Origin of the sequence: Escherichia sp. E4385 (assembly GCF_963883145.1) — a bacterium.
Lineage (GTDB): Bacteria > Pseudomonadota > Gammaproteobacteria > Enterobacterales > Enterobacteriaceae > Escherichia.
This window is the reverse complement of record NZ_CAWOOJ010000002.1, coordinates 472,627-490,504: the sequence shown is the minus strand read 5'-3', so window position 1 is coordinate 490,504 and position 17,878 is coordinate 472,627. Positions and strand designations below refer to the sequence as shown.

At 52.0% G+C, this 17,878-nt stretch carries 18 protein-coding genes and 1 tRNA gene; 9 read left to right on the top strand and 10 right to left on the bottom strand.

The annotated features are described in order from the left end of the window. Positions 1-49: 49 nt before the first annotated feature. Positions 50-1,078, bottom strand: a complete 1,029-nt coding sequence (gene epmB, locus AACS80_RS04725; protein ID WP_130205957.1) for an EF-P beta-lysylation protein EpmB — start codon at positions 1,076-1,078, stop codon at positions 50-52. Positions 1,079-1,119: 41 nt separating this feature from the next. On the opposite strand from epmB, the gene efp reads away from it, so the two are divergent. The 4 genes from efp (at position 1,120) to sugE (ending at position 2,794) form a co-directional block, all read left to right on the top strand. Beyond that, positions 1,120-1,686, top strand: a complete 567-nt coding sequence (gene efp, locus AACS80_RS04720; RefSeq protein ID WP_000257278.1) for an elongation factor P — start codon at positions 1,120-1,122, stop codon at positions 1,684-1,686. 51 nt (positions 1,687-1,737) lie between these two features. Continuing rightward, positions 1,738-1,863, top strand: coding sequence for a lipoprotein antitoxin entericidin A (ecnA, locus tag AACS80_RS04715; protein ID WP_064525758.1), 126 nt, complete (start codon positions 1,738-1,740; stop codon positions 1,861-1,863). Positions 1,864-1,973: 110 nt separating this feature from the next. Further along, positions 1,974-2,120: a lipoprotein toxin entericidin B gene (gene ecnB, locus AACS80_RS04710; RefSeq protein ID WP_000239596.1), complete on the top strand. Its 147-nt coding sequence runs from the start codon at positions 1,974-1,976 to the stop codon at positions 2,118-2,120. Between the two features lie 356 nt (positions 2,121-2,476). Next, complete coding sequence (gene sugE / locus AACS80_RS04705) at positions 2,477-2,794, top strand: quaternary ammonium compound efflux SMR transporter SugE (protein WP_130205961.1); 318 nt, start codon at positions 2,477-2,479, stop codon at positions 2,792-2,794. Here the strand turns inward: sugE and blc are convergent. From blc to frdA, 6 genes are all read right to left on the bottom strand, one after another. Continuing rightward, on the bottom strand, positions 2,791-3,324 hold the full coding sequence (gene blc, locus AACS80_RS04700) for a lipocalin Blc (RefSeq protein WP_130205963.1): 534 nt from the start codon (positions 3,322-3,324) through the stop codon (positions 2,791-2,793). The genes sugE and blc overlap by 4 nt on opposite strands. Before the next feature lie 87 nt (positions 3,325-3,411). Beyond that, positions 3,412-4,554: a BlaEC family class C beta-lactamase gene (locus AACS80_RS04695; protein ID WP_135410859.1), complete on the bottom strand. Its 1,143-nt coding sequence runs from the start codon at positions 4,552-4,554 to the stop codon at positions 3,412-3,414. A 62-nt stretch (positions 4,555-4,616) separates the two neighbouring features. Beyond that, positions 4,617-4,976: a fumarate reductase subunit FrdD gene (gene frdD, locus AACS80_RS04690; protein ID WP_001299198.1), complete on the bottom strand. Its 360-nt coding sequence runs from the start codon at positions 4,974-4,976 to the stop codon at positions 4,617-4,619. 10 nt (positions 4,977-4,986) lie between these two features. After that, entirely contained in the window at positions 4,987-5,382 is a 396-nt protein-coding gene (gene frdC / locus AACS80_RS04685; protein ID WP_001568431.1) for a fumarate reductase subunit FrdC, read from the bottom strand. A gap of 10 nt (positions 5,383-5,392) precedes the next feature. Continuing rightward, positions 5,393-6,127 (bottom strand): fumarate reductase iron-sulfur protein, encoded by a 735-nt coding sequence (gene frdB, locus AACS80_RS04680; RefSeq protein WP_064525766.1) that lies wholly within the window; start codon positions 6,125-6,127, stop codon positions 5,393-5,395. Continuing rightward, on the bottom strand, positions 6,120-7,928 hold the full coding sequence (gene frdA / locus AACS80_RS04675; RefSeq protein ID WP_130205969.1) for a fumarate reductase (quinol) flavoprotein subunit: 1,809 nt from the start codon (positions 7,926-7,928) through the stop codon (positions 6,120-6,122). The genes frdB and frdA overlap by 8 nt, the downstream gene beginning before the upstream one ends. Before the next feature lie 324 nt (positions 7,929-8,252). Here frdA and epmA point away from each other — a divergent pair, with 324 nt between their 5' ends. The 3 genes from epmA to AACS80_RS04660 all read left to right on the top strand — a co-directional run bounded on the left by epmA (position 8,253) and on the right by AACS80_RS04660 (position 11,363). Next, a complete protein-coding gene (gene epmA, locus AACS80_RS04670; protein WP_135410860.1) occupies positions 8,253-9,230 on the top strand; it encodes an elongation factor P--(R)-beta-lysine ligase in 978 nt (325 codons plus the stop codon). Positions 9,231-9,448: 218 nt separating this feature from the next. Then, complete coding sequence (gene yjeM, locus AACS80_RS04665) at positions 9,449-10,951, top strand: glutamate/gamma-aminobutyrate family transporter YjeM (protein WP_130205971.1); 1,503 nt, start codon at positions 9,449-9,451, stop codon at positions 10,949-10,951. A 97-nt stretch (positions 10,952-11,048) separates the two neighbouring features. Next, positions 11,049-11,363 (top strand): YjeO family protein, encoded by a 315-nt coding sequence (locus AACS80_RS04660; protein WP_135490665.1) that lies wholly within the window; start codon positions 11,049-11,051, stop codon positions 11,361-11,363. 30 nt (positions 11,364-11,393) lie between these two features. Here AACS80_RS04660 and mscM read toward each other — a convergent pair whose 3' ends face one another. The 3 genes from mscM to rsgA form a co-directional block, all read right to left on the bottom strand. After that, positions 11,394-14,717, bottom strand: a complete 3,324-nt coding sequence (gene mscM, locus AACS80_RS04655) for a miniconductance mechanosensitive channel MscM (RefSeq protein ID WP_135410861.1) — start codon at positions 14,715-14,717, stop codon at positions 11,394-11,396. 21 nt (positions 14,718-14,738) lie between these two features. Continuing rightward, positions 14,739-15,707 carry an archaetidylserine decarboxylase gene (gene asd, locus AACS80_RS04650; RefSeq protein ID WP_135410862.1) on the bottom strand — a complete coding sequence of 323 codons (969 nt, stop codon included), beginning with the start codon at positions 15,705-15,707 and terminating at the stop codon, positions 14,739-14,741. 96 nt (positions 15,708-15,803) lie between these two features. After that, positions 15,804-16,856, bottom strand: a complete 1,053-nt coding sequence (gene rsgA / locus AACS80_RS04645; protein ID WP_130205979.1) for a small ribosomal subunit biogenesis GTPase RsgA — start codon at positions 16,854-16,856, stop codon at positions 15,804-15,806. Positions 16,857-16,950: 94 nt separating this feature from the next. Here rsgA and orn point away from each other — a divergent pair, with 94 nt between their 5' ends. Together orn and AACS80_RS04635 are read left to right on the top strand one after the other, a co-directional pair. Beyond that, positions 16,951-17,496: an oligoribonuclease gene (orn, locus tag AACS80_RS04640; RefSeq protein WP_064525781.1), complete on the top strand. Its 546-nt coding sequence runs from the start codon at positions 16,951-16,953 to the stop codon at positions 17,494-17,496. Between the two features lie 210 nt (positions 17,497-17,706). Further along, positions 17,707-17,782: transfer RNA gene (locus tag AACS80_RS04635), tRNA-Gly, on the top strand. The last annotated feature ends 96 nt before the right edge of the window (positions 17,783-17,878 follow it).

Sequence of the window (17,878 nt, the reverse complement as noted above, 5' to 3'; positions counted from 1 at the left end):
AGCGTAGCGCATCAGGCAATTTTAATGTTTAACTTCCCTGTTTAATCAGTTACTGCTGGCGTAGCTGGAGATCCAGCGGCGTTTTGCTGGGTTCGCCACCAATCTCGCGCGCCAGTTTTGGCACCAGATATCCCGATACTAACGTCAGCAACTCACGCATAATCTGCCGCGCTTCATCATCGCTCACCATGAAATGCGCCGCGCCCTGCACTTTATCGAGCACATGCAGGTAATAGGGCATCACACCGGCGTCAAACAGTGCATTACTCAGATTTGCCAGAGTTTGCGCGTTATCGTTCACGCCACGTAACAGAACGCTTTGGTTAAGCAGGGTGACGCCGACACGGCGCAATTTAGCCATCGCCTGACGAAACGTTTCATCTACCTCATTGGCATGGTTGATGTGATTCACCAGCAAGATTTGCAGCGTAGAACGGGCAAAGCGTTCAACCAGCGCCTCGGTGATGCGTGCCGGGATCACAATCGGCAGACGGCTGTGAATCCGCAGACGTTTGATATGTGGGATGGCTTCCAGTTGCGTTAATAACCAGTCCAGTTCGTGATCTTTCGCCATCAGCGGATCGCCGCCGGAGAAAATAATCTCGTCCAGTTCCGGATGCGCAGCAACATACTCAAGTGCCGTCTTCCAGTTTCGCTTGTTGCCCTGATTTTCGGCATACGGGAAGTGGCGACGGAAGCAATAGCGGCAATTTACCGCGCAGCCGCCTTTGACCAGCAATAGCGCCCGGTTGTGGTATTTATGCAACAAACCAGGCACTACGCTGTGCTGTTCTTCCAGCGGGTCGGTGGAGAATCCGGGCGCGACGACAAACTCATCTTGCGAGGTAAGTACCTGACGCAAAAGTGGATCGTTTGGATTGCCTTTCTCCATGCGATCGATAAATGAGCGGGGCACGCGCAGGGCAAACAGCTTTTTGGCGCTGCGTCCGGCCAACAGTTTTTCGTCCGCGTCTATATTCAAAAGACGCAGAAGTTCATCAGGATCGGTCACAACATCGGCAAGTTGCGCTAACCAATCTTCTCTGGATGGGGTATTTAGGGTTACAATATGCGCCATTTTGTGGCTTAGCTACCAATTAATAAATTTCAGAGGGCCTTATGGCAACGTACTATAGCAACGATTTTCGTGCTGGTCTTAAAATCATGTTAGATGGCGAACCTTACGCGGTTGAAGCCAGTGAATTCGTGAAACCGGGTAAAGGTCAGGCATTCGCTCGCGTTAAACTGCGTCGCCTGCTGACTGGCACTCGCGTAGAAAAAACCTTCAAATCTACCGATTCCGCTGAAGGCGCTGATGTTGTCGATATGAACCTGACTTACCTGTACAACGACGGTGAGTTCTGGCACTTCATGAACAACGAAACTTTCGAGCAGCTGTCTGCTGATGCAAAAGCAATTGGCGACAATGCTAAATGGCTGCTGGATCAGGCAGAGTGCATCGTAACTCTGTGGAATGGTCAGCCGATCTCCGTTACTCCGCCGAACTTCGTTGAACTGGAAATCGTTGATACCGATCCGGGTCTGAAAGGTGATACCGCAGGTACTGGCGGCAAACCGGCTACCCTGTCTACTGGCGCTGTGGTTAAAGTTCCGCTGTTCGTACAGATCGGCGAAGTCATCAAAGTGGATACCCGCTCTGGTGAATACGTCTCTCGCGTGAAGTAATGCGGTTGTGGTGCGGCCTGTGGGCTGCACCATCACTTTCTCAGGTCAGAGATGATGAAACGCCTTATCCTTCTTGTTTTGCTTGCCAGTGCGCTGCTCACGGGCTGTAACACCGCTCGCGGTTTTGGTGAAGACATTAAACATCTCGGTAATTCCATCTCCCGCGCAGCCAGCTAATTTTTCTTCTCTTCCTAAAAATCATCAGATTTCCGTCATTTTCGGTGGTGTTGTCTATTATTAATTTGCTATAGGCAAACACAAATAACATTACCTAAAAGGAAGACATTATGGTGAAGAAGACAATTGCAGCGATCTTTTCTGTTCTGGTGCTTTCAACAGTATTGACTGCCTGCAACACCACGCGTGGCGTTGGTGAAGATATCTCCGACGGCGGTAACGCGATTTCTGGCGCAGCAACGAAAGCGCAGCAATAAGCAATAACGGTACGGCAGTTTTGTCGTGCCGTTGATACTGATGACAAAGGCAAAATTGCCTGATGCGCTATGCTTATCAGACTTACATATCCCATGCAATATATTGAATTTGCACGATTTTGTAGGCTGGGTAAGGCATTAACGCCGCATCTGGCATAAACAACTGACACTTTGTCAACAATCTGTAACGGTACGACAAGTTTGTCGTACCGTTTATTTTTTCAGCGATAGTCACTAAGGTAATAGTTGAAATTCCCCTGCCACCTGGCAAAATATCCGTTCAACCATCAGCTTTGCAGGACGACCTGCAAACGCTTCTTTTCACCGGGGACGGCCCCATTTCTCCGGAGTTTTATATGTCCTGGATTATTTTATTTATTGCTGGGTTGCTGGAAGTCGTCTGGGCTGTTGGCCTGAAATATACCCACGGCTTTAGTCGTTTGACGCCAAGTGTTATTACCGTGACGGCGATGATTGTCAGTATGGCGCTGCTCGCCTGGGCGATGAAGTCATTACCTGTAGGGACGGCTTATGCTGTCTGGACGGGGATTGGCGCAGTCGGCGCGGCTATCACCGGCATTGTGCTGCTCGGCGAGTCCGCTAACCCGATGCGCCTGGCGAGTCTGGCGTTAATTGTGGTGGGAATTATTGGTCTGAAACTCAGCACTCACTAACTACCGGGCTGTTGTACCCAAATAAACTTACTAACATCAAACCCTTCCCGGGTTGCGACTGCCAGCATCTCCTGTTTAACTTCGTCAGAAATGGTTGGCGTGCGAGAGAGTATCCACAGGTAGTCGCGGTCCGGGCCGCAAACCAGCGCGTGGCGGTACTCCCGGTCGAGCGCGATGACATTATAACCGCCGTAGAATGGCCCAAAGAACGACACTTTCAGGGCTGCGCGACGCGGATCTCCAGTAAAGTAGGCTTTTCCTTCACTCTGCTGCCACATCTCTCTGTCTGGGTTATAGCCTTTATTAATGACATTCAGGCCGCCGTCATCCCGCAGGCTATACGTCGCGGTCACTTTCTCCAGCCCGCGTTCAAAGCGGTGATCAAAACGGGCAATCTCATACCATGTACCCAGATAGCGTTTGGTATCGAAATTATTTACCACGGTCACGCCACGCGGTGGTGTGGGAGAACTACAGGCAACCACCAGAAATGCAGCCGTCGCTGCGGCAACGAGAGGGAGCAGGCGCATAAATGTTTCCTTACTGGTTTTTTCTAAGTGTAGATGACAGCAAGGAAATGCGAAGAAAAGGTCCGAAAATTCGGACCCGATGAAATTTTACTGCAGAGCGTTGAGAATCTGCCAGGCGGCGGTAACTCTCGCTGGATTGGGATAATTTTTGTTAGCCAGCATCACAATACCCAGCTCTTTTTCTGGGATAAACGCGACATAGCTACCAAATCCGCCGGTCGCACCTGTTTTATGCACCCATGATGACCGCACAGCAGGAGCAGGGGGCGTAATCGCTTTTACTGGGCTTGTCGCCAGCGCAATTTTACTGTCGCTGCCATTGATGATGCTGTCAGGATTTACCGGCCAGTCCAGCATTTCCCAGCCCAGGCCCTGATACATATCGCCGGTTTGCCAGTAGCGAGATTGCGCCAGTTGTATCCCTTGCTGAAGTGTTTTGTCGTTGATATCACGGGGATTCATATTGCTTCGTACCCAGCGGGCCATATCTTCAATCGTCGATTTTACACCGTACGCTTCAGCATCCAGCGCCCCTGGCGAAACATGCACTGCCTTGCCTTCGCGATATCCCCAGGCGTAATTCTTTTCTTCCGCTGATGGCACATTAATCCACGTATGAGTGAGTTTGAGTGGCTGGAAAACACGAGTTTGCATCGCCTGTTCAAAGCTCAAACCGGATGGCTTCACAGCCAGTGCGCCGAACAAACCGATACTGGGGTTTGCATACAGACGTTGTGTTCCTGGCGCCCATTCAGGCTGCCAGTTTTGATAGAAGCGCAGCAAGTCGCTTGAGGATTTCACCTCATCCGGCACCTGTAACGGCAGGCCGCCAGCGGTGTAGGTTGCGAGATGTAATAGTGTGATCCCATTCCACTGTTTAGCGGTAAGTTCAGGCCAGTATTTTGTGACGGGATCGTTTAGATTGATTTCCCCTCGAGCAATAGCATCGCCACCAAGCACGCCCGTAAATGTTTTACTGACCGAGCCTAACTCAAACAACGTTTGCTGCGTGACGGGCCGCTTTTTTGCCACATCCGCGTAGCCCCAGGTAAAGTAATAAGGCTTACCCTGATAAATCACTGCAACGGCCATGCCGGGGATGTTTTGTTGCTCAACAAGTGGGGTAATTGTGTGATGCACAATATCGTTGATTTGTTGTTCGCTATGGGGCGCGGCAAGAGTGGAGCAAGAGACGGTAATCAGTAAGGCGCAAAGCGTCGTTTTGAGCATAAGGTCTGGTTTCCATACAAAACGGCCCGCCATAGGCGGGCCGGATTTACATTGGCGATACGTTAGATTGTAACGATACCAATCAGTGTGACAACTGTCAGGATAGCAGCCAGACCGTAGAAAACCCATTTACCTGCAGGCACGTGAATTTTCAGATCGTGCATCGCGTGGTGCATACGGTGTAAACCACACCACAGCGGCAGGACGATCATCAGGAACAGGAATACGCGACCAATGAAGCTTTGCGCGAACGCCAGAACGCGTTCGTAGCTCAGTGCGTCACCCGGGAACAGACCCAGCGGCAGCAGAATGCCAACCAGCAGGATCATTACCGGCGCAATGATCGCACTCCACATACCACCGGCCCCGAAGAGGCCCCAGAATACCGGTTCGTCAGAACGCTTTGGATTTGGATTAATCATCTCAGGCTCCTTACCAGTACAGGGCAACAAACAGGATTACGATGGTGGCAACCACGGTTACCGCCCAGAGACTTTTGATAATTGGCTCTGGTCCCATTTTTTCGTCTTTTACAATGATATTGGCCGCTTTCGGTGCCAGTTCAAACCAGGTTTTGGTGTGCAGCAGGGCTGCCGCCAGAGTAATCAGGTTAATGATCACGATAACCGGGTTTTGTAAAAAGTCGACGAATCCCGCCCAGGTTTCCGGGCCATTTTTCAGGGCAAACAGCCCGAAAATCAGTTCAATGCTGAACCACACAGCCGGAACCGCTGTGCCTTCGCGCAGCATGTAAAAGCGATAAAACGGCAATTTTTTCCACCAGGTGGACGTCATTGGCCGTACATACGGTTTACGTTTAGTCGTCATGTTGCACTCCTTAGCGTGGTTTCAGGGTCGCGATAAGAAAGTCTTTTGAACTTTCTACTTTGCCCTGCTGAATGGCCGCAGCCGGATCGACGTGTTTCGGGCAGACTTCGGAGCAGTAGCCCACGAAAGTACAGCTCCATACGCCGTTCTGGCTGTTTAACTGCGCCATACGCTCCTTCTTACCGTGGTCGCGGCTATCTTCGTTATAACGATGTGCCAGCGTAATGGCAGCCGGACCGATGAACTCTGGGTTCAGGCCGAACTGCGGGCATGCGGCATAGCACAGACCACAGTTGATGCAACCGGAGAACTGGTGATACTTCGCCATCTGCGCCGGGGTCTGGATGTTAGTACCCTGATCCGCGGTGCGGGAGTTGCCGATGATGTACGGTTTGATCGCTTCCAGACTTTCGATGAAGTGGGTCATATCGACCACCAGATCGCGTTCAATCGGGAAGTTAGCTAACGCTTCAACCTTCATGCCGTTGGTGTAGTCACGCAGGAAGGTTTTACATGCCAGTTTCGGCACGTTGTTAACCATCATGCCGCAGGAGCCACAAATCGCCATACGGCAGGACCAGCGGTAGCTCAGGTCCGGCGCAAGGTTGTCTTTGATATAGCCCAGCGCATCCAGCAATGAGGTGGTTTCATCATAAGGCACTTCATAGAATGCGCTATGTGGTGCGGTATCGACTTCCGGGTTATAACGCACCACCTCAATTTTCAGGTTTTTCATCTCAGCCATTCGCCTTCTCCTTCTTATTGGCTGCTTCCGCCTTATCGGCTGCATCCGCTTCGCCACCGTACATGCGTTTGGCCGGCGGCAGCTTAGTAATCTTCACGTCGCTGTACTCCAGGCGAGTAGTGCCATCAGCATCGCGGAAGGCGAGGGTGTGTTTGAGGAAGTTGATGTCGTCACGTTCAGTGCAACCTTCGTCCAGACGCTGGTGCGCGCCGCGGGACTCTTTACGTGCCATTGCAGAGTGCGCCATACATTCGGCAACGTTCAGACCGTGGCCCAACTCAATGGTGTAAAGCAGGTCGGTGTTGAACACGCTGGAAGTGTCGGTGATGCGAACGCGCTTGAAGCGTTCCTGCAGTTCCGCCAGCTTGTCGATGGTTTTCTGCATCAGTTCCGGCGTACGGTAGATACCGCAGCCTTCTTCCATGGCCAGGCCCATTTCGTCGCGGATCTTCGCCCAGTTTTCGCCGCCGTCCTGGTTAACCAGATCTTTCAGACGCTGTTCAACGCCAGCAACCTGGGCATTGATCGCGGCATCGTTGCCATTACCGGCAGTAGATGCGCGCTCCATTGCTTGCTCACCGGCCAGACGACCAAAGACCACTAGTTCCGCCAGGGAGTTGGAGCCCAGACGGTTTGCGCCGTGCAGACCTACAGAGGAACATTCGCCCACGGCGAACAGGCCCTTAATGCGGGTTTCGCAGTTCTGATCGGTTTCGATACCACCCATGGTGTAGTGCGCGGTCGGACGTACCGGAATCGGCTCTTTAACCGGATCGACGCCAACATAAGCTTTCGCCAGTTCACAGATGAACGGCAGACGTTCGTGCAGTTTTTTCTCGCCCAGGTGACGCAGGTCGAGGTAAACCACATCGCCACGCGGCGTGGAAATGGTGTTGCCTTTACGCCATTCGTGCCAGAAGGCCTGAGAAACTTTGTCGCGTGGACCCAGTTCCATGTATTTGTTTTTCGGCTCGCCCAGCGGAGTTTCTGGACCCATGCCGTAGTCTTGCAGATAACGGTAGCCATTTTTGTTGACCAGAATACCGCCTTCGCCACGGCAACCTTCGGTCATCAGGATACCGGAACCTGGCAGACCGGTTGGGTGATACTGAACGAATTCCATGTCACGCAGCGGAACACCGTGGCTCAGCGCCATACCCATACCGTCGCCAGTAACGATGCCGCCGTTGGTGTTGTAACGATAAACACGGCCAGCGCCGCCGGTTGCCATCACCACTGCGTTAGCACGGATCTGAACCAGCGTGCCTTCCATCATGTTCATTGCTACCAGGCCGCGAACATGACCATCATCAACCAGAATATCCAGCACGAAGTGTTCGTCAAAACGCTGGATCTGCGGGAATTGCAGAGAGGTCTGGAACAGCGTATGCAGCATATGGAAGCCGGTCTTATCGGCGGCGAACCAGGTACGCTCGATTTTCATGCCGCCGAAGCGACGTACGTTCACGCTACCATCCGGGCGACGGCTCCATGGGCATCCCCACAGTTCCAGTTGGGTCATTTCGGTTGGGCAGTGGTGGACGAAATAATCCACAACATCCTGCTCACATAACCAGTCGCCACCCGCTACTGTATCGTTAAAGTGATAATCGAAGCTGTCATGATCCTGCGCGACAGCGGCGGAGCCCCCTTCTGCAGCAACGGTATGGCTGCGCATTGGGTATACTTTTGAGATTAGTGCGATTTTTGCATTCGGATTTGCCTGCGCGGCAGCAATTGCAGCACGTAATCCCGCGCCACCGGCACCTACAATGGCAAGATCGGCTTGAAAGGTTTGCACGACATTCCTCCAGATTGTTTTTATCCCACATCCACGTACTTCAGGGTAAGTGCCTGAAAGTTACGGTCTGCGAACGCTATTCCACTGCTCCTTTATAGGTACAACAGTATAGTCTGATGGATAAGTCTGAAATTTGACGAGATCGATTTTTTTAGTGCGCAAGCGGGCTAAATTATCACTGAAGATGATTAATTTAATTACTAAACCATCAGATTGTGGTTTTTTTAGTCACCCCCCCTTGCTGAATGATTCCTGCGTAAAATTTGTCTCGCCGTCGCGTTGCGAGTAGACTTCGTGCCCTTGTTAAAAACTGGAGATTTCACTATGAGCGAAACGGCATCCTGGCAGCCGAGCGCATCCATTCCTAACTTATTAAAACGCGCGGCGATTATGGCGGAGATCCGTCGTTTCTTTGCCGATCGTGGAGTGCTGGAGGTGGAGACGCCTTGTATGAGCCAGGCGACGGTAACCGATATTCATTTGGTCCCGTTTGAGACACGTTTCGTTGGCCCCGGACACTCCCTGGGGATGAATCTCTGGTTAATGACCAGCCCTGAATATCACATGAAACGCCTGCTGGTTGCCGGTTGTGGACCAGTATTCCAGCTGTGCCGCAGCTTCCGTAATGAAGAGATGGGGCGTTATCACAACCCTGAGTTCACGATGCTGGAGTGGTATCGGCCGCATTATGATATGTACCGGTTGATGAACGAAGTTGACGATCTTCTGCAGCAAGTACTGGATTGCCCGGCTGCAGAAAGCCTTTCCTATCAGCAAGCCTTCTTACGTTATCTGGAAATTGATCCGCTCTCAGCTGATAAAACGCAGCTGCGGGAAGTGGCGGCGAAACTGGATCTGAGCAACGTTGCCGATACCGAAGAAGACCGTGATACGTTGTTGCAGTTGCTGTTTACCTTTGGTGTGGAACCGAACATTGGTAAAGAAAAACCGACCTTTGTTTATCATTTCCCTGCCAGTCAGGCATCACTGGCGCAAATCAGTACCGAAGATCATCGGGTCGCAGAGCGCTTCGAGGTCTACTACAAAGGTATTGAGCTGGCGAATGGTTTCCATGAATTAACGGACGCCCGTGAACAGCAACAACGCTTTGAGCAGGATAACCGTAAGCGTGCGGCGCGTGGTTTACCGCAGCATCCAATCGACCAAAACCTCATCGAAGCTCTGAAAGTCGGTATGCCTGACTGCTCCGGCGTAGCTCTGGGCGTTGATCGTCTGGTGATGCTGGCGTTGGGCGCGGAGACGCTTGCGGAAGTGATTGCCTTTAGCGTTGACCGGGCATAATTCTGAAAAATCATCTAATTAACCACACAGAATGGCGCTGTAACGCCATTCTGTAGCAGATGTTTTCATTTTTCTGCTAAAGGCCACAATTTAAGACTGGATATTTGCTATCATCCAGGTATCAATTCTGTATGTTTTTTTATTGCGGCCCGTCAATCGATGGGTAGTGCAGTTCAGTGCGCGCGTTTTATACATGTGCTAAAACGAAGGATAATTTCATGCCTCACACGATAAAAAAGATGAGTCTGATAGGACTCATATTGATGATCTTTACCTCAGTATTTGGGTTTGCCAATAGTCCGGCAGCTTATTATTTAATGGGGTATAGTGCGATTCCCTTTTATATATTTTCTGCATTATTATTTTTTATACCATTTGCCTTAATGATGGCAGAAATGGGCGCGGCCTATCGCAAAGAAGAAGGCGGCATCTATTCCTGGATGAATAATAGTGTCGGACCACGTTTCGCCTTTATCGGCACATTTATGTGGTTTTCCTCTTATATCATCTGGATGGTGAGTACCTCAGCTAAAGTCTGGGTACCATTTTCTACGTTCCTCTACGGTACCGACATGACTCAGCACTGGCGCATTGCTGGCCTGGAGCCAACGCAGGTAGTGGGTCTGCTGGCAGTGGCATGGATGATCCTGGTTACCGTGGTTGCCTCAAAAGGGATTAATAAAATTGCTCGTATTACTGCAGTAGGTGGTATTGCAGTAATGTGTCTTAATTTAGTATTACTGTTAGTGAGCATTGCCATTTTGTTATTAAATGGTGGCCATTTTGCACAGGATATTAATTTCGTGGTATCGCCGAATCCAGGATATCAATCCGGTCTGGCGATGTTATCGTTTGTGGTATTTGCCATTTTTGCTTACGGCGGAATTGAAGCGGTTGGTGGTCTGGTAGATAAAACAGAAAACCCAGAAAAGAACTTTGCCAAAGGTATTGTTTTTGCCGCTATTGTTATTTCAATCGGTTATTCGCTGGCGATATTTTTATGGGGCGTCAGCACTAACTGGCAGCAGGTATTAAGTAATGGTTCCGTTAACCTCGGCAATATCACCTATGTGTTGATGAAAAGTCTGGGGATGACGCTGGGTAACGTGCTGCATTTGTCACCTGAAGCGTCATTGTCGCTGGGCGTATGGTTTGCGCGTATTACCGGGCTTTCGATGTTCCTCGCCTATACCGGTGCGTTCTTTACGCTTTGCTATTCACCGCTGAAAGCGATCATCCAGGGTACGCCGAAAGCGTTATGGCCGGAACCGATGACGCGCCTGAACGCCATGGGCATGCCGTCTATCGCCATGTGGATGCAGTGTGGGCTGGTTACTGTCTTCATCCTGCTGGTTTCGTTTGGCGGTGGTACTGCATCAGCGTTCTTTAACAAGCTGACGCTGATGGCGAACGTTTCCATGACGCTTCCCTATCTGTTCCTCGCGCTGGCTTTCCCATTCTTTAAAGCTCGTCAGGATCTCGACAGACCATTTGTGATTTTCAAAACACACATGTCAGCAACGATCGCGACAGTGGTGGTGGTACTGGTGGTGACGTTTGCGAACGTTTTCACCATCATCCAGCCAGTGGTTGAAGCCGGAGACTGGGATAGCACATTGTGGATGGTTGGCGGCCCTGTCTTCTTCTCGCTGTTAGCGATGGCGATTTACCAGAACTATTGCAGCAGAGTGGCAAAAAATCCGCAGTGGGCGGCTGAGTAATCAGATGCCCTATCGTCGGCCTGACGATAGGGCGTAATGACAGGGAATTAGTGGGATTTCGTATGCGCTATAGCGAAATTAAACTACGGGTTACCTCATGAGTGCGCGCATGTTTGTCTTGTGCTGCATCTGGTTTGTTGTGGCGATCCCCTGGATACTCATCACTTCCACGCTGGACAAAGAGTGGATGATTGATGAAGGCGGGGTTAAAAACATCTGCGATGTGCTGGAGTATCTGGAAAATGACGATACCCGTGATGTCGGTGTGATATTGACGTTGCCGCTCTTTTTCTCTTTTCTCTGGTTCGCGCTTCGGCGAAAAAAAAGCGGCTGGTTTATGTACGCCACCGCACTGGCGATCTTCGGCTATTGGCTGTGGCAGTTTTTTCTGCGCTATCAGTTTTGCTTGTGAGCCGGATAGGGTCATCCGGCCACAAAGACCTTACAAACTTCCCGCCTGACGACCTTTACCCGCAGAAGTCAACGTTCTCCCCGTTTGTTTACCGTTCAGACTTTCCAGACGCATCTGGAAGGGCGGGAATGGCATATCAATACCGTGGGCGTGGAAGCCCGCCAGAATCAGTTGATGGATTTCATGGCGCAGCGGCATGCGGTGACCCATTTCTGCGGCGTAAATACGCAGCTCGAAAATCTGGATCCCTTGCTGTAGATCCACCAGGAAGACTTCCGGCGCCGGGTTGTCGATCACCAGCGAGCAGCGGCGCGCAGCGTTGAGCAAGATTTCCGTCACTTCTTCACTGTTGGCATCGGCAGGGGCCGGAATCGTCAGCACCACGCGCGTGACCGAGTCAGAGAGCGACCAGTTGATAAACTGCTCAGTAATAAACGCCTTGTTTGGCACGATAATCTCTTTGCGGTCCCAGTCGCTGATAGTGGTGGCGCGGGTGTTAATTTTCGTCACGCTACCGGTAAGATCGCGGATCGTTACCGTATCGCCAATGCGAATCGGTTTTTCGAATAGGATAATCAGGCCAGAGATAAAGTTGGCGAAAATTTCCTGTAAACCAAAGCCCAGACCAACACCGAGCGCGGCGACCAGCCACTGCAATTTCGACCACTCAATACCAATCATTGAGAAGCCGACCAGCCCGCCAATCAGCATCAGCAGATATTTGGTGATGGTGGTGATGGCGTAGCCCGTACCCGGCGTTAAATCCAGGTGCTGCAAAATCGCCAGTTCCAGCAGCGCGGGCAGGTTGCGCACCAGCTGCGTGGTGATGATGAACACCAGAATGGCTATCAGCACCGCACCGAGGGTTATCGGCTCCAGACTTTCTACGCCCTGTACCGTGGAGGTGACGTCCCACAGCGAAATATTTTCGAGGAAGCCGAAAGCGGAATGGATTTCTGACCACAGCACAATGACCGAAAGCAGGGCGATCAACATCAAAATTGAGCGCACCAGCCGCAAGGACTGCGCACTGATGGCATCGAGATCGACTTCGCTTTCATCGACTTCAATCGCCCCTTCCGGGCTACTGTGATGATGCGCTTCCTCTTCGCCACGCGCGCGCTGCGCTAACATCTCGGCCCGGCGATGTTTCGCCCGGTCAAAAGCCAGTCTGCGCCGCTGGATTAGCATCCAGCGGCGGATAACGTGGTAAACCACCAAAAGCAGGAACCAGATGGCGACCGAGGTTTCAAGCCTTGCTAACAGCGCCTGTGCCGTTGCCAGGTAACCGACTGCCGCTGCCAGAATAGCGACCAGCGGCGCGCCAATCATCATGTTCCATAACATATGGTTGGTAATGTTATCGCCGCTTCCCTCTTTGTTGAGGTACAGCGGGATCCCCGCTTTTTTCAAACTGAGGGTGACCACCGCCAGCGCACCACATATGAGAATAAAGCAAAGCCGTCCCAGCGAACCGGAAAACTCGCGGTCGTCGAGATTATCGAACATCATCAGCGCCATAATCAGCGGCACGATAAGCCCGATGCTCATCAGGTAGTAGCGCATCCCGCGGGAAACACGTTCGCGCGGCCAGCCAAAATGAGCGATAAACAAGCCGTTCGGGCGGGCAAATGTGGCGCAAATCATCACTACCCACAGCAGCGGCACGGTGGCTGTTACGCCATCACCAATCGCTACCGCCAGCGGATAAGGCCACGCCTCGCGCAAGCCGTAACCCAGCGTCATCCACAGCACCGGTAACGGTGACGCGACGAGAATCGACCAGAAAAGGGTGCGTAATGTCAGCCAGAAGTGATCCTGAGTCACCTTGCCGACTTTCGCTGCCGAACGTTCGAGAAAACGGGTGAAATAGCGGCGCGAGTAAATACTGCAACCGACCAGAATCAACGCGCCAAACAGCGGCAAAATCGTTTCTTTGCTGGTCAGCATCATGATGCTGGCTTTACCTAACTGGCTGAAGGTGTCCAGCGAAATGAGACGGCGCAGGTCCTGGGCGATTTCCAGAGGCCAGGCGATGGTCATCGGGCGCACGTCAGAGGTCCAGAACAGATAGCGGTGCGTCGCTTCGTTCACCTCTTTCAGCGCATCTTCCAGTTGCCCGTTGGAGACTTTCAGCTTGGTCAGTTCCAGCAGTAGCGTGTCACCACCCTGCAACAATGAGTTCAGCAACTCACGCTGAGTACGCAGTTGTGCTTCGAGAATACGGTTTTGCTCGGCGGTCAGCGGCTGACCGTCAGTCTGAAGGATTTGTCGCAGTTGCGGTTGTTTATTGAGTAGATCCTCATAGTGCAACCGTTGCACGCGCAACTGCGCCATTTCGGTATCAAGTTGTTGCGGTTTCGGCATTTCCGGCAGTCGTGCCACCTGCGCTCGCAACGCTTCGCCGAGCAGGTTGGATGCTCCCAGCCATTGTGACTGCTCGCGCAGGGTATTCAGCGCCTGCCGGACCTGTAATGTCTGGCTGGCAGCCTGACGCTGTTGCGAAGCGACGAGATCCATTCGCTGCGCTTGTTGATTCAGCGCTGCCGACAGTTCGCGGTTAATTTTGAATTGCGCGACGATATCTTTCGGTAAATTGGCACTGCTTTCAGCCAACAACTCGGTGCTTTCCAGCGCCCGCTCCGCCTCAAGCTGGCGTTGGCTGTTCAACTGATTACGTAAGGCCTGCAAATACGCATCCAGCTGCTGGCTCTCTTTTTCCGCCAGCTCAGAGCGCAAGCGCGCTAATTCCTGGCGGTTATTGGCAGACAGCTGCGCCAGCTCCAGTTCATCAACGAGGGCTTTCAGACGCGCGGAGTCAGACTGCAACGCGAAATTTTGTGCCTGATTAAGCGGGGTATTGCCGGTAAGTGTTCCCAGGCGGCGCTCAATTTCATTTAACTGACGACGGGCATCGGTTTGCTGTTGCGGCAGTTGATTCAATGAATCCGCTATCTCGCGGGCGCGTTCCTGCTCTTGCTGGGCCTGACGGCTCTTATCCAGCAACTGACTGCTGACCTGGAGAATTTCCTGATTCAGCGCGTCGGTAGACATTCCCGGCGACACGCTGCGCGGCTCGTCACGCATGTTGTTTAATTGTGCGCGCAGAGTAGCAGAGAGTTTCGGATAATTATCAATGACTTCTTGGTATTGCTTGATGCGCTCAAGGGAACTTTTTCGTTCCTCAAGCGCATTTAAGGCAGACTGGAGCGCCTCTACGACTTCCGGCTGCGCGGGTTTCGCCGCTTTTGCCTGCTCCAGTTCCTGGGTGATTTGTTTGCTATCGGGGGCCGTCGCGGCGTACGCCCCCCAACTGAGGCACCAGGCCATCAGAAAAGTGATAATCAGGCGCACGTCAGCGTTTCCTTTGATGGATTAGACCTGGTCTTTTTTGTCGTCAACCAATGGGCTGGCGTCGTGTTCTGCTTCGATCTCTTCAGCAGGAATCGGGGCCGGTTCAGCGTCTGGCGTAACAAAGGTTTCGGTAGATACTGCCAGCAGCTGACCAATTTTCGTGACAGACAGGCTTTCCAGTTGCTCAACCAGGTTCACTTTACCCGGTGCAAACAGGTTGATAACGGTAGAGCCAAGTTTAAAGCGACCCATTTCCTGGCCTTTCAGCAGCGCCACAGAACCGTCGTTTTCCCCGGCAGGCCAGGTCCAGCGTTTGATGATGCCTTCGCGCGGTGGTGTAATGGTACCCGCCCAGACCGTCTCAATGCTGCCAACAATCGTCGCACCAACCAGAATCTGCGCCATCGGGCCAAATTCGGTATCGAACAGGCAGATCACGCGTTCGTTACGGGCAAACAGATTTGGCACGTTCTGAGCAGTGAGATGGTTAACGGAGAAGAGATCGCCCGGCACGTAGATCATCTCACGCAAAATACCGTTGCACGGCATGTGTACGCGGTGATAGTCACGCGGGGAGAGGTAAGTGGTCACAAACGTACCATTGCGGAAAAGATCCGCCATCAGATAGTTGCCCGCCAGCAGGGCTTCGAGGCTGTAATTGTGGCCTTTGGCTTGCAGGATTTTATCTTCTTCGATTTTACCTAACTGGCTGATAACGCCATCGGCAGGCATGACCAGAACATTCGGATCGGTATTGATTGGGCGTACTTCGTCACGCAGCGGACGGACAAAAAATTCGTTAAAGGAGCGGTAGCTGGCAGTATCCGGCTTCTGCGCCTCTTGCATGTCGACTTTGTAGTATTTAACGAACAGATCGATAACCAGTTTTGTCAGCCATCCTGCTCGCTTGCTTGCGCCCCAACCCGCCAGGCGAGTAAGCCATAGTTTCGGCAGAATGTACTGTAGCGAAAGTTTAAATGAATTTAACAAAGTAGCCTCCAGGCCATTGTTTTGTCGTTCCTGATCCGGCGTATATGCCGGATCCTGAAAAAAAGGGGACGATTCTAACGACGGTTAGCTTAATTGTCAGTCATCCGTATCAGAAAAGTTTTTACGCGTTTTTACCTGCGCCATGCTTTCCAGAATACGGTGATAGTTTTCGAAACGGGTTTCCGCGATTTTCCCTTCGTCAACGGCTTCACGGATAGCGCAGCCCGGATCGGTATCGTGTTTGCAATCGCGGTATTTGCACAGACCTAAGTAGTCATGGAATTCGACAAAACCGTGAGTGATTTGTTCCGGCTCGAGATGCCAGAGTCCGAATTCGCGTACCCCAGGAGAATCAATCACATCGCCGCCGTGCGGGAAGTGATACAACCGAGCGGCAGTCGTGGTGTGCTGGCCCAGACCTGAGTTGTCAGAGACATCGTTGGTCAGGATCTCTTTTTGCAGCCCCAGCAACGCGTTCAGCAGGCTGGATTTGCCGACGCCAGATTGCCCGGCAAAAATGCTGATGCGTCCGGTCAATGCCTCTTCCAGCGGTTTCAGCCCATCCTGAGTATGGCTGGAAACCATCAATACGCGATAACCGATGTTGCGGTAGATATCCATCTGTTCGTTGACGAACGCCATGCCTTCGTCGTCCAACAGGTCAATCTTGTTGAGCACAATAATCGGCTCAATCTGCAAGGTTTCGCAGGCTACCAGGTAACGGTCGATGATATTGAGCGACAGCTCCGGCAAAATGGCGGAGACAATAACAATCTGATCGATGTTGGCGGCGATGGGTTTCACGCCGTCGTAGAAATCCGGGCGCGTTAACACCGAGGTGCGCTCATGTACCGCTTCCACGATCCCTTTGACATTTACGCCTTCCGCCGCCGGTTTACCCGGACGCCAGACTACGCGGTCGCCGGTCACCAGCGAACGGATGGTACGGCGAATATTGCAGCGGTGAACGTCGCCATCGGCGGATTCCACATCAGCGTGCATACCAAAGCGGCTGATGACGATACCTTCATCAGGCTCGCCAAACAGATTGTCGTCGTAGTCGGGCTTCTCCTTAGACGTTTTAAGACGACGCTGGTGATTGGCGTTCACGCGGCGCTGCTGGCCTTTGGAGAGTTTATTTTTACTCAATCGTACAGACTCCTGGTCGCCCCTGATGGGCAAAACATCTATGATACACGCAATTGTGGATCAATATAGTCACTGTGAATGGGTGGAAAATAGCATGAGTGCCAATGAAAACAACCTGATTTGGATCGATCTTGAGATGACCGGTCTGGATCCCGAGCGCGATCGCATTATTGAGATTGCCACGCTGGTGACCGATGCCAACCTGAATATTCTGGCAGAAGGGCCGACCATTGCAGTACATCAGTCCGATGAACAGCTGGCGCTGATGGATGACTGGAACGTGCGCACCCATACCGCCAGCGGGCTGGTGGAGCGTGTGAAAGCGAGCACGATGGGCGATCGGGAAGCAGAACTGGCGACGCTCGAATTTTTAAAACAGTGGGTGCCTGCGGGTAAATCACCTATCTGCGGTAACAGCATCGGCCAGGATCGTCGCTTCCTGTTTAAATACATGCCGGAACTGGAGTCGTACTTCCACTACCGCTATCTCGATGTCAGCACGCTGAAAGAGCTGGCGCGCCGCTGGAAGCCGGAAATTCTCGACGGTTTTACCAAGCAGGGGACGCATCAGGCGATGGATGATATCCGCGAATCAGTTGCGGAACTGGCTTACTACCGCGAGCATTTCATCAAGCTGTAAAATTTTTCCTGGTCACGTAACCGCCGGAATCCACTTGCGGCGGCGTGATTTTGACGCTAAATTGAACGCCTTGCTGATAATTTCAGCACTTGAGATAAAAATTCGAAAAATTTTTTTTAGGGGGGTTGCAGAGGGAAAGATTTCTCGTATAATGCGCCTCCCGTAACGACGCAGAAATGCGAAATTACGAAAGCAAAAATTAAGTAGTACGCGGGAATAGCTCAGTTGGTAGAGCACGACCTTGCCAAGGTCGGGGTCGCGAGTTCGAGTCTCGTTTCCCGCTCCAAAATTTGAAAAGTGCTGTAAAGCACAGACCACCCAATCGCAGTATTTCGAATTGCGACAAGGCGGCAACTGAACGAATCCTTGGGGACTTACAAAA

Bases quoted from the DNA above. Each gene is read 5' to 3' on its own strand.
- ecnA (WP_064525758.1), top strand. From the start codon at position 1,738: ATGATGAAACGCCTTATCCTTCTTGTTTTGCTTGCCAGTGCGCTGCTC.
- sugE (WP_130205961.1), top strand. From the start codon at position 2,477: ATGTCCTGGATTATTTTATTTATTGCTGGGTTGCTGGAAGTCGTCTGG.
- frdB (WP_064525766.1), bottom strand. From the start codon at position 6,127: ATGGCTGAGATGAAAAACCTGAAAATTGAGGTGGTGCGTTATAACCCG.
- efp (WP_000257278.1), top strand. From the start codon at position 1,120: ATGGCAACGTACTATAGCAACGATTTTCGTGCTGGTCTTAAAATCATG.
- frdC (WP_001568431.1), bottom strand. From the start codon at position 5,382: ATGACGACTAAACGTAAACCGTATGTACGGCCAATGACGTCCACCTGG.
- blc (WP_130205963.1), bottom strand. From the start codon at position 3,324: ATGCGCCTGCTCCCTCTCGTTGCCGCAGCGACGGCTGCATTTCTGGTG.
- epmA (WP_135410860.1), top strand. From the start codon at position 8,253: ATGAGCGAAACGGCATCCTGGCAGCCGAGCGCATCCATTCCTAACTTA.
- frdD (WP_001299198.1), bottom strand. From the start codon at position 4,976: ATGATTAATCCAAATCCAAAGCGTTCTGACGAACCGGTATTCTGGGGC.
- epmB (WP_130205957.1), bottom strand. From the start codon at position 1,078: ATGGCGCATATTGTAACCCTAAATACCCCATCCAGAGAAGATTGGTTA.
- orn (WP_064525781.1), top strand. From the start codon at position 16,951: ATGAGTGCCAATGAAAACAACCTGATTTGGATCGATCTTGAGATGACC.
- AACS80_RS04660 (WP_135490665.1), top strand. From the start codon at position 11,049: ATGAGTGCGCGCATGTTTGTCTTGTGCTGCATCTGGTTTGTTGTGGCG.
- yjeM (WP_130205971.1), top strand. From the start codon at position 9,449: ATGCCTCACACGATAAAAAAGATGAGTCTGATAGGACTCATATTGATG.
- AACS80_RS04695 (WP_135410859.1), bottom strand. From the start codon at position 4,554: ATGCTCAAAACGACGCTTTGCGCCTTACTGATTACCGTCTCTTGCTCC.
- ecnB (WP_000239596.1), top strand. From the start codon at position 1,974: ATGGTGAAGAAGACAATTGCAGCGATCTTTTCTGTTCTGGTGCTTTCA.